Raw genomic sequence first — 13,241 nt, forward strand, 5'->3', positions numbered from 1 at the left:
CGCTGGCGAACCGGACCTTCGCGTCCGGCTGCCGCGAGCGGCGCTGTGCGCCCGTCGTTTCGGGCCGTGCGCTGGTCGCTGGTCGCTCTCGCTCTGGCGATGAGCCTGTCGGGCTGCGTCCGCAGGCGGCTGTTCGTGCGCTCCGATCCGCCCGGCGCCGCGATCTACATCGACGACCAGCATGTCGGATACACGCCGACGTACGTCAACTACACGTACTACGGCAGCCGAAAGGTGCAGCTCATCAAGGACGGCCACGAGACGGTGACCGTCTACCAGCGGCTCGATCCCCCCTGGTACCAGTACCCGCCGATCGACTTCGTAAGCGAGAACTTCGTGCCGACGGAGATTCGCGACGAGCGGATCCTGGACTTCGTGCTCCCGCCGCTGAAGGTCTACGAACGGGAGCAGGTCCTGCCCGGCGCCGAGGCCCTGCGTGCCCAGGTGCAGCAGGGAACCGTCGTACCGCTGCCTCGGCAGATGGGCCCGGCAGCGCCGTAGGTGACCGACTCGCGCGTGTCGTTGCCCTGAAGTCTTCGCTCCTTCGGATGGCACTGCCAGCGCTGAAGCGGAACAGGAGCCGGCGACAATGGATGATCTGTACCGGGAGTCCCACTGGCGGAGCCAGTGCCACCCGAAGGAGCAGGCGAGAGTACGTTTGCCCGCCTACTTCTTCCGTTCACGCGACGCTTCTTCCTTCTCGACGAACCGTGCCATCGCGGCGAGCGTTTCGTCGCTGACGTGATGCTCGATTCCCTCGGCGTCGATCTGCGCCTGGGCAGCCGAGACGCCGAGCGCGACGAGAAATTCCACGACCGCCCGATGACGTTCCCGCGCGTTCCGGGCAAGCGTCCGGCCCTCCTCGGTCAGGCCGATGGGGCCGTAAGGCACCGTCTCCGCCAGGCCGTCGCGCTGCAGCCGGGCGACCGTCCGCGTGACGGTGACGTGACTCACGCCGAAGCGCTTCGCCAGATCGGTGACGCGGCAGCTTCCCTCCGCGGCGAGCAGATCGTCGATCGCCTCGACGTAATCTTCGGCCGTCTCGGAGGCATGATCGCGTCGCGTCCGCTCGTGCGGATCGGGCGTCTGTCGTTCAGTCATCGATTCGAGCAAGCGCGGGGCGATGAAGAGATCAGGAGGCGAGATAGAGGAGACAGTCGCGAACCGGGCCGCGAAAAAACTTCATGCGGAGCTAATCGTCGAATTGGTTGACGTGAATGTAGCCGACGCTACAATCGCCGATGTAGCATGGGCTACAATTCCCGTCCGCCGATGATTTCGTGAGGCGCTTCCATGTTCGGACTCAGCGACGGCTCAGCTTGCGACGTTCGGAATTTCCGACGAGGCGACGCGCGAAAGGGTTTCACGCTCGTCGAGTTGCTGGTGGTCATCGCGATCATCGGCGTTCTCGTCGCGCTCCTCCTGCCTGCGGTCCAGGCGGCACGCGAGTCGGCCAACCGGATGCAGTGCCAGAACAATCTGAAGCAGATGGGGCTCGCCCTCCACAACCACCACGACACGTACAAGCGCCTTCCGGCGGGGTTCTTATCCTACTCCAACTACGCCTCGATCAGCTCGGTCGAACATGACGGGACGACCTGGGACGCGGAACCGGGCTGGGGCTGGGGCGCGCAGCTTCTGCCGTTCCTCGAACAGAATCCGCTTGCCGACCAGATCGATCTTCAGCAGCCCCTCTGGGCGACCGCTTACCGACCGCTGATCGCGCAGGAGCTTTCGGTCTTCCTCTGCCCCAGCTCCGCCGGACCGAGCGGATCGTTCGTCGCGTCAGACGCGTCGGGCGCGCCCGTTTCGACGAGCGGCGGACAGGTGACGCTTGCCCGCAGTCACTACGTCGCCAGTCACGGTCAGGAGGAGTGCTGGGGCGAAGGGGGCGGTCCCTCCGGCGGACTGAACGGCGACGCTGCGAAGGTCGCCGACGGACCCTTCTTTCGCAATTCCAAGACGAACTTCGCGAAGGTTACCGACGGTCTCTCCAACACGATTTTCCTGGGCGAGCATACGTCGACCCTTTCCGACAAGACCTGGGTCGGCGTCGTGCCGGGGGCCTTCACGATCCCCCGCATCGCTTCGCCCGACAATGCGCCCGAGTCCGCGGCCACGCTGGTCCTGTGTCATAGCGGTCCGGCGGGCGGCGAGGTCGATCAGCTCGGTAATCCGATCATCCACCCGGTCAACTATCCCACCCTGCACGTCTGCCAGATGCAGGCAGATCACGCGGCGGGCGGCAACATCCTGCTGGGCGACGGGTCGGTCCGGTTCGTGTCGGAGATGGTCAATCGCGACACGTTCGCGGCCCTGTGCAGCATGAGCGAAGGGGAGCCCGTCGGTGAGTATTGAATCAGTCCTCGCTCCGCAGTTTCGCCATCGGCTGGTCCTCGGGGTCGGCGCCCTGGTCCTGCTCTTCGCGACGTCGATCGTCGGCTGCGGCTATCCGCGGGTGAGCGAACCGGCGCTGCGCCTGGCGCAGGCGATCGATACGGTCGCCAACCGTCGCGACCTGACGCAAATCGACAGGGCTCGCGAGCTCGTCGACCTGCGTTTCGCCGAAGGGGAGATCGTCGAATCGGAACGCGCCCTGCTCCAGGCGATCCTCGACCGCGCGGAGGGGGGCGACTGGCAGGGCGCCGAGGCGAATGCCCGGTCGTTGCTTCACGCTCAGAACGGCGGCGATCGGCCGTTGAACGCGAAATGTTCCTGCTGCGTGGTGAAGGATCCCCCGGCGGATCGAGTCGTCGAAGGAGGATCGGTCGATGATCGCTGACGCTGTTCGCTCCGCAAGCGCCCCCTCGCTTCGCGTCCGGTCGCTGGTCGTCGCCGCGACGCTCGCCAGCGTCGTCCTTCTCGGAACGGTCGGCTGCGGCTATCCGCGGGTGAGCGAGCCGGCGCTGCGGCTGGCGCAGGCCGTCGATACGCTCGCCAACCGTCGCGATCCGTCGCAGATCCCCAAGGCCCGCGAGATCGTCGACCAGCGTTTCGCCAAGGGGGAGATCGTCGAGGCGGAGCGCGCCCTGCTCCAGGCGATCCTCGACCGCGCGGAGGCCGGCGACTGGCAAGGCGCGGAGGCCGACGCCCGTTCGCTGCTCGACGCCCAGAACGGCGGGTAGCGACGGCCTTACCGGTCGTTGCCTTCGATCCGGGCGACCTCGAAGCGCTTCACGCCGTCTTCGGCTTCTTCGGAGCGCGGCCCGAAGGAGCGGCCTTCGCAGCCGACGCGTTCAGGTCGACGGCTGCGCGGATCAGGGCCTGGAACGCCGCTTCGTCGATCGCATCCCCCTGATGCAGATCGATCGCCCTGCGGGTATTGCCGTCGAGGCTGGCGTTGAACAGTCCGGCAGGATCGGGCAGCGACGCCCCCTTCGCGAAGGTCAGCTTGACGTAGTTCTTATACGTCTCGCCCGTGCAGAGGATGCCGCCCTGCGACCAGACCGGAACGCCGCCCGGGTTCGACGGCTTCCTCCACTTAGCTTCCTCGACGACGTCAGGGACGGCCTGCTGGATGAGCGTCCTCACCCGGGCAAGCGTCTCGCTCCGCCAATCGTGCGGTTCGGCGCTTCGAGCATCGATCAGTCGAGAGGGAGAGGCTTCGCTCTCGTCGTGCTTCGAGATGCGCTTTTTCTTCATTCTCGTTTCTCGACTGCTCTCTACTCGGCGGCTTGCGAGAAAGAGCGTCACCAAATCGTCGTAGGCAAAAAGCGATATCCAGTCGACTCTCTACAGACGTAACCGACACGTCGCAGCTCGTTCGTAGAGGAGGCCTGGGCGCGATCGATGTTGCCGGCGATCTCCCAACCGATGGCCGCGATATCGATCGGAACGACTTCGCAAATGCCGAGAACCAGTTCCGCCAGCGATCGTTCTAGCGGTTCGCGCCACGAGCGCGCTGCCGCCGAGTGGTCGGCGTCGCCGGCAGGGAATCCGTCGCTCTGCTCTAACCCGCCAAGCGGGACGCCGGCATATAGCCAGTCGTCTCCGTCTGGGTCCTCTTCCCTCACGAAGCCGGAAGTGAATGGCAGCGGCCCAATCGTTTCATGTTCGAAGACGCCGTAGATACTGTGAAGGTCGCCCAAAGCGAACGCGTCCACGTCAGGCGAATCCGTCCAGCTCCAATCAGCCAGACTGCCGACGGATGAAACGTCGAGCGCGGGACTCGACCAGAGGCGCCTGATCGCCGTTAGGAGCCTTTCGTCGGCGTAGGGAGAGGTCGTGCTGCCCACCACCACTCCTGCTTCGTAGTACCCGCCGATCCAGTTCTTGCTGTCGTGTGGGTCGAAAGGCGCAGGCATCTTCTGAGGGTCCTGTACTTCGGTCGCGCATCAGGGGCGGACATTACCGTCACCCCGTCGAGCCATGAACGTCGCTGCCCTGCTCACATCTTCTCCCCCGGCAACCGGCTCGCTTGCTTGACCCAGTCAACGAACTGCGCTTCGTCGAGTTCGTCGCCCTCGTGGATATGAAAGTAACGCACGTCCTTCTGCTTGGACTCGACGGGCGGAAGCGGGACGAGCGAGGCGCCGCGGAAGAAGGCGACCTTCACGTACTTGGCGAAGACGTGGATGCCGAGGAACCAGGTTCCCTCCTCGACGCCGTACAGCGGCGAGTTCCACTTGACCGCCTTGTTCACGCCGGGGACGGCTTGCGCGATCAGAGCGTCGAGGCGGCGTCCGACCTCCTGCTTCCAGTCCGGCATGGCGGCGATATAAGCCTGCACCGGCTCGTCGCCGTAGCCCTTGGCGATCTGCGGATTGCCGCCCGAGAGCAGGACCGGCTCCCCTGCCCTGGCCGGTGATTTCGTCGGCGTCTGCTTCGGCAGGTTCGCTTTCGCCGCTCGCTTCGCGGGCGCCTTCTTCGCGACCTTCTTTCCGGTTGATTTATTAGTCGCCTTACCGGACGTTTTATCGACCATCGCTATTCTCCTGAACCGACGCTAGGGCGGGCGAAGATGGCGCTCTCCTCTACGAACCGACGTTCAGCGAATCGTGAACAGCAAATAAAGGAGCACGAACGCCGCGCCGATGCCCGCGGTCCCGAACACGATTAACGAAACCTCGAACAGATAGAGATGCCTGAAGTCCGCGATGATAGCTCGACGCGGCTTCCCGGGAGGATAACGAACCGGCACTCTCTGGCCGAGCCGGTAGCCTGGTGGATTCGAGCCGACGTCCCCGGCGATGGTGACCTCCGCCGTGCCATGGACGAAGCGGACGAAGGGGCGGACGAACCCTTCGTCGTCCGGCTCCGTGAACCCCGAAACGACGCCCTCGCCGACCTCGGAAAAGTACGGGAGATGACGACGATTCCTGAAGAACAGGAACAGCCCGAGGCCCAGCGACAGGGCGCCCGTGAGTCCGAACGCGATTGCCAGAAACATCGGGCCGTCCCTGAGCGATACGGGCGAACGACCCGACTCAGCCGATTGGGCCGACCGTCATGGAAGGGACGCTTCTGCGAAGCGACGTCAGAAGACGCTACCGCCCCAGCCGGTCCAGAATCACCGAGTAGCTGAGCTGCGCGGCGAGGTAGGCCTTCTCGTAGGCCTTGCGGACCTGCTTGTCGGGCCAGACGACGCGGCGACCGGTGAAGGCCTCGTCGTAGTACTCCAGCGCGGCGTAGTACTGCAGCCAGAAGCAGTCGATGAAGTAGTTCGGCGCGTCGTACACGTAGCCGTAGTAGGCTGCGTAGAAGCCGTAGTACGTATAGAGCCGGGCGTAGCCGTAACTGTCGTCGACGTCGACGTCGTACTTCCGGATCCAGATCCGCTCGGCGAGCTGGTACGCCTCGTACGATCGGACGTACGCTTCGTACATCCCGGGCGACTGGGCCTGCGCCGTCGGGGCCGAGCCGAAGGCAGCGAAGAGCGCCGCGAGGACGAACGCCACGACCGTGAGTCGCGAACGGAAGCGAGTCGGAGAAGCGAGACCGACCATAGCGGGAACCAGCGAGCGAGGGATCGAAACGACGCCCGCCAGTATAGTTCGGGGCGACCGGCGCCGCCCGAAGTGCCCGTGCCGCGTTGGCTGTCTGCGCGAGGCAGAGGTCTTCAGGCCTCGCCGCATTCCGTAAGATTTCGATCAAGTACTGCCCGATTCAGCGTTTCTCGCTGTCGCGCTCGTAATATTTGGCTCCCTCTCGAACCGCGTCGCGCAACTGTGCGGTGGAAATGCCTGATCCATAGAGAACCTCTTGAAGCGCGAGTACTTCAACTTGCCGTGTGTGCTCATATTCGTCTGTCAGATAGCTTTCCGAGCACACGGCGCTGGCAAGGGTTCGCCAGCCGTCCCGGTCGCCCACCTTCGTAAGATAAAGCTCGCCGTCGCGTGAATCTTTGTTGACGACGACGTAGAACGAGTTGTGAGCAGCGGCTCTGCGTAAGGACATGCCGGCAGCTAGAACCAATAGGGTCGCAAGAACCGCAAGAGCGGCGCCCGCGACGATCCATTTCAAACGCTTCATTTGATGGATCCTACCGGCTCGTTCAATCGCAGAAGGGCAGCATCGCTACGATTCTACCGGTAGAAGCCTTCGTTGTAGAAGGGCTTCTCGGCGGTCGGCAGGCCATGCTTGGAGCCCTGACCGGACGGGGTCTGGTCGAGCGCCCCCTTCACGCCGAGCTGCCTGGGATCGCGGGCGATCTTGTCGGTGAAGATCCGCACGTCCTCCATGATCGGACGCAGGCGACGCGAAACGTCCTCGATGTTGTCGACGGTCTGGGTGATCTTGATCGCCAGCTCTTCGTCGTAGAGCAGCTTGCCGACGGTCCCCTCGCCGCGCCCCAACGCGCCGACGAAGCGATTCGTTTCGGCCAGCGCGAGGTCCAGATTCAGAATCGCGCCGCGCAGCGCCTCGACCAGTTCGGGCCCGTTCTCGCCAAGAGGACGCGTCAGGCCTTCGATGTTCCGCAGGTTCCGCGCTGCCGAGGCCGAGACCTGTTCGAAACTCCGCAGCGTCGTCTGGGCCGTCTGCATGGTGCGCGCGGCTTCGTCGATCAGCGGCGGAAGCGCGGCGATCGCCCGCTTCAGTTCGGCCCGCAGTTCCGGGTCGGAAACGAACTCGTCGACGTTCGTGAAGAACGAATCGACCGACGCCATCGTCCGGCGGAAGTCGTTCACGGCCAGGTTCGCGTTGTCGAGCAGCGTCTCGACGTCGCGTTCGTTCGTCGTGATGACGCGGTTGAAGTTGTTCGCGGCGGTCCGGACCTCGGCGGCGGTCGTCTCGATCTCGGTCGCGGCGGATTCGAAGCGTCGCATCGCGCTCGACAGGTTGCCGCGCATCTCCTGACCTTCCTGGGCGGTGAAGGTCTCGCTCAGCTCGCGCACGGCGTCGCCCGCCTGCTGCACCGAACTGAGCGTTTCGCGAACCTGGTCCTCCAGCTCGACCGCCAGTTCCAGCGCCTCCATCGGATTGCGTCGAACGATGCCGGTGGTGATGACTTCGCCGTCTTCGTAAAGAGCCGTCTCGCGCTGTTGGGACGGAACGAATTCGATGATCGCGTCGCCGAAGAGCGAAGCCGTGCTGATGACCGGCACCTCGCCTTTGCGAATCTTCCGTTCGGCGTCGATCTTCAGCGTGAGCAGCACGCCTCCCTCGTCGAGCAGATCGACCGACGAGACGCGCCCGATCAGAACGCCGTTCTTGCGGACCGGCGTATCGACCGAGACGCCCGGCGCCTGCGCGACCTGCATATTCAGGGTGTACTGTCGGCGAAAGCCGAGACCGAACAGACCGACGAGGATCACGGTGATGCAGATGGCTGCGATCACCACGACGCCGACGCGGAACTGTATGACTCTCTCGTCCATGGGACGGGCTTACCGATCGAGTATCAGGCGAGCAGAGGGCGTAAGCCCTCCGTGCTCTTCGGTTCAGACTCTGTCGTGCAACAAGATCAGGGGGACACGGAGGGCTTACGCCCTCCGCTCGCCTGGAGAACTACGTCGCTGCCAACTCCCGCAGGCGCTCGCCCGCTTCGCCGCGGACGAACTGCCGTACGCGCGAGTCGGGGTGATCTTCCAGACCTTCGGGAGGACCGTCGTAGAGGACCTGCGGTTCTTCCGGATCGAGCCGGGAGAGCGGGTAGAGCATCACCACCCGGTCGGCAACCTTCCGGGCGCTGTGCATGTCGTGCGTGACGACGACGCTGGTGACCGGCATCTGGCGGCGGGTCGCCAGGATCAGTTCGTTGATCACGTCGCTCATGATCGGGTCGAGGCCGGTGGTCGGCTCGTCGTAGAGCAGCACGTCCGGCTTGAGAATCAGCGCCCGGGCGAGACCCACGCGTTTCCGCATGCCGCCCGAGAGTTCCGCGGGCTTCTTGGACAGGACGTTCTCGCTCAGGCCGACCTGATGCAGGCGTTCGATCACCGCCCGGCGGCCTTCCTTCCGGTCGAAGCCGGCGCGCTGCCTGAGCGGGAACGCCACGTTCTGGCCGATGGTCATGCTGTCGAAGAGCGCGGCGTTCTGGAAGACGAACCCGTACCGCAGCCGCAGGTCGGCCAGTTCCCGGTCCGAGAGCTTGGTCAGGTCGTGGCCGTCGAACAGCACCTGCCCCCGCGTCGGGCGAACGAGCGCGATCAGCGCCTTCATCAGCACGGTCTTGCCGCAGCCGCTTTCGCCGATCACGGCCAGCGTCTGTCCCCGCGGGATCTTCAGCGAGATCTCGCGCAGCACGGGCTGACGAGCGAATTCGATATGGAGCTTTCGCGTCTCGAGGACCGGAGGCGCGGCCGGCGCGACGTCGGCGCCCCGCGGCTCCCGGTCGAAGCGTTCGGTTTCCTGATGCGAGCGGTCGGAGGGGGTCATAGGAGCGTCGTCCCTTCCGGCCAGAGGGTGTAGTAGATGCCGTCGAGCACGATCCCCAGAATCAGGTCGAGCGCGAGGATCAGCACGAAGGAGTTCACGAACGCCGCCGTCGCGGCGCGGCCTACGCCTTCGGCGCCCGGCTGACAGTGAAACCCGCGATGACAACTGACCAGGGCGATCGCGGCGCCGAAGAACAGGCTCTTGAAGACGCCGACGAACAGGTCGAACACGCCGACGAAGTTCTTGGTGTTGTCCCAGTAGTGGTGTTTGTCGATTTCGAGAATCACCACGCTGTAGAAGTAACCGCCGACGACGCCCATGAAGTCGGCCATGATGGTGAGCGTCGGGATCAGCAGCAGGCAGGCGAGGAACCGGGGCACGACCAGGTAATGGATCGGGTTCACGCCCATGCTGCCGAGCGCGTCGATCTGCTCGGTCACCCGCATCGTTCCGAGTTCCGCGGCGATGGCGCTTCCGACGCGTCCGGCCAGCATCGTCGCGGCGAGCACCGGTCCCAGTTCGCGAACCAGCGTCAGGTTGATGACCGCCCCGAGGTGCGTCTCCAGATGGAGCTGGCGGAACTGGTAATAGCTTTGAACGGCCAGCACCATGCCGATGAACGAACCCGTGAGCGCGACCACCGGCAGGCTGTTGACGCCGACCTGGTAGAAGTTCGGGAACAGCGTCTCCCACCTGGGAAAGCGGAGCAGCAGCCAGCGGAAGACGCTGATCGTGAAGATCATCCACTCGCCGAGACCGACCACCGTCTCGATGACGACGCGGCCCCACTCGGCCAGCCAGTCGCTGACCACCGTGCTCAAGCGCGGCGGCTGGTCCTGGCGGCCAGGAGCGGCGGAAGGAGACGCCATCGAAATCGCCGTTCGCAGGGAGCGCGGTCGGAAGACACCCGTTCGGCGCTGAGAACTGTACGCAGCGGAGCTCAGGCGGGAGCGGATCGTCCGGTCCCTCGACCGCCCCCTATCGTCCCTTTCGTTCGGGAACTGCAAAGAAAAACCGGGAGAAGAGGCGATTCGCGTCGGAATCGCGTTTTCCCCCGGTCAACGAGCGGCCAGGTTGGCCAACTTCGAGATGTGCGTTCGATCGCTGATTCCGCCTCCTGTGGTCTGGGAGGTTGATGATGCCTCCCGAGCTTCGCCCGCGCGGTCAGATGCGGGCCGGCTCGAAGGAAGCGCCAGCGCTGAAGCGCCGGTATCGTCGCGTCGCTGCCTCACGTCATTGCTTCGTCGTGAAGAAGCTATCCAGTTCGCGTTCGGCCTGGTCTTTTTCGTAGCCGTAGCGTTCCTGGATCCGTCCGACGAGCTCCTCGCGTTTGCCGTCGACCTGTTGCAGATCGTCGTCGGTCAGTTTTCCCCACTGCTGCTTGACGTGTCCTTTGAATTGCTTCCAGTTCCCGGCTACTTGATCCCAGTTCATGGCATTCCTCCTTATTGGGGGGGCCAGAAGGTTCGTCGCCCTTCCCCGGCCTTGCCGTTTCGTACGGAGGAATCATGGTGCAAAGGGCGCGCCGGGAGATGGGGGCGGTGGAGTATGTTCTGAGCGGGGGATGTCAATCCCCCGAGCCTGCCTCGTCAGCTAGCTCACATTGCGCCAGAACGAACGCCTGCGACCGCGTGTACTCGCACGCCGCCTCGATCGCCCTTTCGCCTCGAAGCGGACGCCGCGATCCGGACTCGGTCCACCAGGTATCGCTTGCCGGCCGCTCCCATCGCTCGTTCAACGCTCGCGACGCGTAGCTCTTGAACGATTTCAGGAGTTTGAAGGAAGGAATCTGCTCGTCCGCGGCGACGACAAGATGCACGTGATTCGCCATGACGGAGCCGGCAAGCAGATTCCAGCCGCGATGATTCGCGACCTCCTGCAACTGCCCGGCGACGACGATCGCCTGTTCGCGGGTCAACCGAATCGGCCCTCTCCTCAGACGCTCCGCGCTGGACGAAGCGAGACCCGGAACTGCAGGCGTGTACGGCGTCTCGAAAAGATCGTGCTCGACTCGAGGCCCGCCCGTGCCTTCACGAATCCGCGTCACCGAACCGCGAGCATCGCCCGGGAGCCAAGACCCGTAGGTCGTCCAGGTGAGGAGCCAGTAACGCAACATCGCTCGAGCGTCCCGTCTCGGGGGATTTACATCCCCCGCTCAGGTGAAAGACTGCGACGGCCCAAGAACCTGCCCCCTCCCTCAATCCAGCCAGTCCTGTTCCGCGAGCCGCTCGGGGACGTACGTCTCCGTCACGTAGGAAATGTCCTTCGAGATCAGCGATTCGACTTCCAGCTTGAAGTCGTTGGTCAGCATCTTGTCGATCTCTTTCTTCCACTTCGGCTTGCCGGCGAACCAGGGGTACTTCAGGATCTGCTTCGCCCGCTTCCTGTCGTTGTCGTTGAGCTTGATCTTCACGCTGGGCGACAGTTCGCAGCGCTCCAGGTCGAAGCTGCGCAGGCCGACGAACTTGGCCTCGGGGATCGCCATCCGCGACGATTCGAACGCCAGGTTGATCGAGCCCTGCTTGATGACGCTGTAGATGTAATAACCCCAGGGGTCGTTATCGAGTACGCAGTAGATCGGCAGCTTCAGTTCATGGTGCAGGCGATAGAGCATCCGCCGTACGCCGCGGGGAGGCTGACCCGCGCCGTGCGTCAGCAGGCAGTTGTGCTTCTTCCAGAACTTGTCCTCGTTGAAGCGTTGCCAGACGGTGCCCTTTTCGACATGCAGGATGAACTTCGCGTCGCAGGAGAGGAATTGAATCCGCTCCGGTTCGCAGATGCTGGGGATGCTGTAGCCGCCTGAGCCCATGCGGCTGCAATCGATCGTGTCCCCCATGTCGGAGATCACGATCGGCCCGACCATCGATCCGCGATTCTCCGCGTACAGGTGCAACTCTTCGCGGAGCGCGTTCAGCAGGACCTCGACGTCTTCGATGATGACGTCGCTTTCCTGCTGATCGTTGAAGGTCTCTTCCTTGGTGCTGTCGATGGTGTGCTTGAGCATGTAGTACAGTCCTCGGAGGCTGGAGGACTTGTCGCTCTGAATCAGCTTGCTGCACCCCATGCTGACCATCATGGTCTGCATGTAGCTCTTCGCCTGCGACAGGTTGAAGAGCTGCCGCCGGTTGGTGTTGCTCCCCATTTCGAGGATGCCGCGGGTCTTGACGAACTTCACGTTCGACAGGGCCCGGCTGGGGATGTCGAGATGCGGGTCTTTCTTCGTCTCGACCTGTTTAACGACCTGTTCCGCCAGGCTCTCCAGTTTCGCCAGCGTCTTCCTGTCCTTCTCCTTCAGCTGGACCGGCGTCGCGGGTTCGTCGTCGGCAGCCGACGCTTTCTTCTTCTTGGCCAAGCGAAATCCTTTCGGGCTGATTCTTTGCAGGCAGATTATCGGGCGGCGACGGCGAAGACTTGGAGGGCTTACGCCCTCCGCTCAGAAGCTCGTCGCCGGTGCGTTAAACTTGTTCATCGGCGCCGGCGAGCGAATCGCCTTCGCCGGGCGCCCCTACTTTCCCCGCGACCGGAAATCTTTGCAAGGTCGCCGCGAACCGCCGCCTGAAGTCGTCACGGACCGCGTGCCGCGCCGCAAAAACGGCGTCGATCCCCAGCATGTTCCATCCCCGCGGCCCCACGTTTCTCGAGCTTTGCCGGCAGGCGCTGTCGTCGACGGAGCAGGGTTACGATCTGCTGGCGCCGAAATTCGATTACACCCCGTTCCGCACGCCCGATTGGGCCCTGCGGGCCATGCTGCCCCATCTGGAGGGGCGTTCGTTCGATCGGGCGGTCGACCTCTGCTGCGGAACGGGAGCGGCGCTGTCGCTGATTCGGCCCTGCGTCCGGGAACTGGCGGTCGGCATCGATCTTTCCAGCGGCATGCTGGCGAAGGCTGCCGAGCATCTGCGGGAGAGCGAGCATCCGGACGCGCCGCCGACGCTGCTGGTCCGCGGCGACGCCCGAAAGACGGCCTTCGCGGCGGAATCGTTCGACCTGGCCGTGACGTTCGGAGCGCTGGGCCACTTCCTGAAGAACGAAGAGACCCTGTTCCTGACGGAGGTCCATCGCATTTTGCGTCCGGGCGGGACGCTGATGCTGGCGACCGGCTACGCACCGTCGGCGCTGACGCTACGCTACTGGATCGCCAGGACGTTCAACGGCGTGATGCATGTCCGCAACGCGATCGTCCGTCCGCCGTTCGTGATGTTTTATTTGCAGTTCCTGCTTCCCGGCGTGCGGCAGACGCTGGAACGGATCGGCTTCGACGTTTACGAACATGCCGAGGGCCTCGACCGGTCGCTCCCCGGCATGCGACTGGTGCGGGCGGTGAAGCGTGCATGACGAGAACTTCTCGACATCGATCGGCTAGCGGGGGACGGAAGTCCCCCGAGTTCGTCGATCGAGCGAAGCGACGATCGAACGTCCAGCGT

At 64.1% G+C, this 13,241-nt stretch carries 18 protein-coding genes; 5 read left to right on the plus strand and 13 right to left on the minus strand.

What is annotated here, in order from left to right; all coding sequences use genetic code 11:
* Positions 1-66: 66 nt before the first annotated feature.
* Positions 67-501, plus strand: coding sequence for a PEGA domain-containing protein (locus tag SH602x_RS00675; protein WP_479474977.1), 435 nt, complete (start codon positions 67-69; stop codon positions 499-501).
* Positions 502-666: 165 nt separating this feature from the next.
* Here the strand turns inward: SH602x_RS00675 and mntR are convergent, their stop codons facing one another.
* Complete coding sequence (gene mntR / locus SH602x_RS00680; RefSeq protein WP_479474978.1) at positions 667-1,101, minus strand: manganese-binding transcriptional regulator MntR; 435 nt, start codon at positions 1,099-1,101, stop codon at positions 667-669.
* Positions 1,102-1,293: 192 nt separating this feature from the next.
* Between mntR and SH602x_RS00685 the strand changes: the two genes are divergently transcribed.
* The 3 genes from SH602x_RS00685 to SH602x_RS00695 are packed head-to-tail and all read left to right on the plus strand — an operon-like array spanning position 1,294 to position 3,125.
* Positions 1,294-2,358, plus strand: coding sequence for a DUF1559 family PulG-like putative transporter (locus SH602x_RS00685; RefSeq protein WP_479474979.1), 1,065 nt, complete (start codon positions 1,294-1,296; stop codon positions 2,356-2,358).
* Positions 2,348-2,782 (plus strand): hypothetical protein, encoded by a 435-nt coding sequence (locus SH602x_RS00690; RefSeq protein WP_479474980.1) that lies wholly within the window; start codon positions 2,348-2,350, stop codon positions 2,780-2,782. The genes SH602x_RS00685 and SH602x_RS00690 overlap by 11 nt, the downstream gene beginning before the upstream one ends.
* Positions 2,772-3,125, plus strand: a complete 354-nt coding sequence (locus SH602x_RS00695) for a hypothetical protein (RefSeq protein WP_479474981.1) — start codon at positions 2,772-2,774, stop codon at positions 3,123-3,125. The genes SH602x_RS00690 and SH602x_RS00695 overlap by 11 nt, the downstream gene beginning before the upstream one ends.
* Before the next feature lie 49 nt (positions 3,126-3,174).
* Here SH602x_RS00695 and SH602x_RS00700 read toward each other — a convergent pair whose 3' ends face one another.
* From SH602x_RS00700 to SH602x_RS00755, 12 genes are all read right to left on the minus strand, one after another.
* Positions 3,175-3,642, minus strand: a complete 468-nt coding sequence (locus SH602x_RS00700; protein ID WP_479474982.1) for a DUF1801 domain-containing protein — start codon at positions 3,640-3,642, stop codon at positions 3,175-3,177.
* Positions 3,643-3,689: 47 nt separating this feature from the next.
* Positions 3,690-4,304, minus strand: coding sequence for a hypothetical protein (locus SH602x_RS00705; protein WP_479474983.1), 615 nt, complete (start codon positions 4,302-4,304; stop codon positions 3,690-3,692).
* An 83-nt stretch (positions 4,305-4,387) separates the two neighbouring features.
* Complete coding sequence (locus SH602x_RS00710) at positions 4,388-4,924, minus strand: DUF1801 domain-containing protein (protein WP_479474984.1); 537 nt, start codon at positions 4,922-4,924, stop codon at positions 4,388-4,390.
* Positions 4,925-4,987: 63 nt separating this feature from the next.
* Complete coding sequence (locus SH602x_RS00715) at positions 4,988-5,389, minus strand: DUF3592 domain-containing protein (protein WP_479474985.1); 402 nt, start codon at positions 5,387-5,389, stop codon at positions 4,988-4,990.
* 97 nt (positions 5,390-5,486) lie between these two features.
* Positions 5,487-5,945, minus strand: a complete 459-nt coding sequence (locus tag SH602x_RS00720; protein ID WP_479474986.1) for a hypothetical protein — start codon at positions 5,943-5,945, stop codon at positions 5,487-5,489.
* A 160-nt stretch (positions 5,946-6,105) separates the two neighbouring features.
* Positions 6,106-6,471, minus strand: coding sequence for a hypothetical protein (locus SH602x_RS00725; RefSeq protein ID WP_479474987.1), 366 nt, complete (start codon positions 6,469-6,471; stop codon positions 6,106-6,108).
* Positions 6,472-6,524: 53 nt separating this feature from the next.
* Positions 6,525-7,817, minus strand: coding sequence for an MlaD family protein (locus SH602x_RS00730; RefSeq protein WP_479474988.1), 1,293 nt, complete (start codon positions 7,815-7,817; stop codon positions 6,525-6,527).
* A gap of 130 nt (positions 7,818-7,947) precedes the next feature.
* On the minus strand, positions 7,948-8,817 hold the full coding sequence (locus SH602x_RS00735; RefSeq protein ID WP_479474989.1) for an ABC transporter ATP-binding protein: 870 nt from the start codon (positions 8,815-8,817) through the stop codon (positions 7,948-7,950).
* A complete protein-coding gene (locus SH602x_RS00740; RefSeq protein WP_479470351.1) occupies positions 8,814-9,686 on the minus strand; it encodes an MlaE family ABC transporter permease in 873 nt (290 codons plus the stop codon). The genes SH602x_RS00735 and SH602x_RS00740 overlap by 4 nt, the downstream gene beginning before the upstream one ends.
* Before the next feature lie 364 nt (positions 9,687-10,050).
* The gene (locus SH602x_RS00745) at positions 10,051-10,251 is read right to left on the minus strand and encodes a CsbD family protein (RefSeq protein WP_479474990.1); all 201 of its coding nucleotides are present in this window, start codon (positions 10,249-10,251) and stop codon (positions 10,051-10,053) included.
* A 133-nt stretch (positions 10,252-10,384) separates the two neighbouring features.
* Positions 10,385-10,933, minus strand: a complete 549-nt coding sequence (locus tag SH602x_RS00750) for a transposase (RefSeq protein ID WP_479474991.1) — start codon at positions 10,931-10,933, stop codon at positions 10,385-10,387.
* Positions 10,934-11,014: 81 nt separating this feature from the next.
* The gene (locus SH602x_RS00755; RefSeq protein ID WP_479474992.1) at positions 11,015-12,169 is read right to left on the minus strand and encodes a DNA topoisomerase IV subunit A; all 1,155 of its coding nucleotides are present in this window, start codon (positions 12,167-12,169) and stop codon (positions 11,015-11,017) included.
* Positions 12,170-12,426: 257 nt separating this feature from the next.
* Here SH602x_RS00755 and SH602x_RS00760 point away from each other — a divergent pair, with 257 nt between their 5' ends.
* A complete protein-coding gene (locus tag SH602x_RS00760; protein ID WP_479474993.1) occupies positions 12,427-13,152 on the plus strand; it encodes a class I SAM-dependent methyltransferase in 726 nt (241 codons plus the stop codon).
* The last annotated feature ends 89 nt before the right edge of the window (positions 13,153-13,241 follow it).

It is taken from the genome of Lignipirellula cremea (genome assembly GCF_056501455.1).

Coding starts and splice junctions, on each gene's coding strand:
- SH602x_RS00695 (WP_479474981.1), top strand. CDS start 2,772: ATGATCGCTGACGCTGTTCGCTCCGCAAGCGCCCCCTCGCTTCGCGTC.
- SH602x_RS00705 (WP_479474983.1), bottom strand. CDS start 4,304: ATGCCTGCGCCTTTCGACCCACACGACAGCAAGAACTGGATCGGCGGG.
- SH602x_RS00735 (WP_479474989.1), bottom strand. CDS start 8,817: ATGACCCCCTCCGACCGCTCGCATCAGGAAACCGAACGCTTCGACCGG.
- SH602x_RS00740 (WP_479470351.1), bottom strand. CDS start 9,686: ATGGCGTCTCCTTCCGCCGCTCCTGGCCGCCAGGACCAGCCGCCGCGC.
- SH602x_RS00760 (WP_479474993.1), top strand. CDS start 12,427: ATGTTCCATCCCCGCGGCCCCACGTTTCTCGAGCTTTGCCGGCAGGCG.
- SH602x_RS00750 (WP_479474991.1), bottom strand. CDS start 10,933: ATGTTGCGTTACTGGCTCCTCACCTGGACGACCTACGGGTCTTGGCTC.
- SH602x_RS00745 (WP_479474990.1), bottom strand. CDS start 10,251: ATGAACTGGGATCAAGTAGCCGGGAACTGGAAGCAATTCAAAGGACAC.
- SH602x_RS00720 (WP_479474986.1), bottom strand. CDS start 5,945: ATGGTCGGTCTCGCTTCTCCGACTCGCTTCCGTTCGCGACTCACGGTC.
- SH602x_RS00700 (WP_479474982.1), bottom strand. CDS start 3,642: ATGAAGAAAAAGCGCATCTCGAAGCACGACGAGAGCGAAGCCTCTCCC.
- mntR (WP_479474978.1), bottom strand. CDS start 1,101: ATGACTGAACGACAGACGCCCGATCCGCACGAGCGGACGCGACGCGAT.
- SH602x_RS00730 (WP_479474988.1), bottom strand. CDS start 7,817: ATGGACGAGAGAGTCATACAGTTCCGCGTCGGCGTCGTGGTGATCGCA.
- SH602x_RS00725 (WP_479474987.1), bottom strand. CDS start 6,471: ATGAAGCGTTTGAAATGGATCGTCGCGGGCGCCGCTCTTGCGGTTCTT.
- SH602x_RS00715 (WP_479474985.1), bottom strand. CDS start 5,389: ATGTTTCTGGCAATCGCGTTCGGACTCACGGGCGCCCTGTCGCTGGGC.
- SH602x_RS00710 (WP_479474984.1), bottom strand. CDS start 4,924: ATGGTCGATAAAACGTCCGGTAAGGCGACTAATAAATCAACCGGAAAG.
- SH602x_RS00685 (WP_479474979.1), top strand. CDS start 1,294: ATGTTCGGACTCAGCGACGGCTCAGCTTGCGACGTTCGGAATTTCCGA.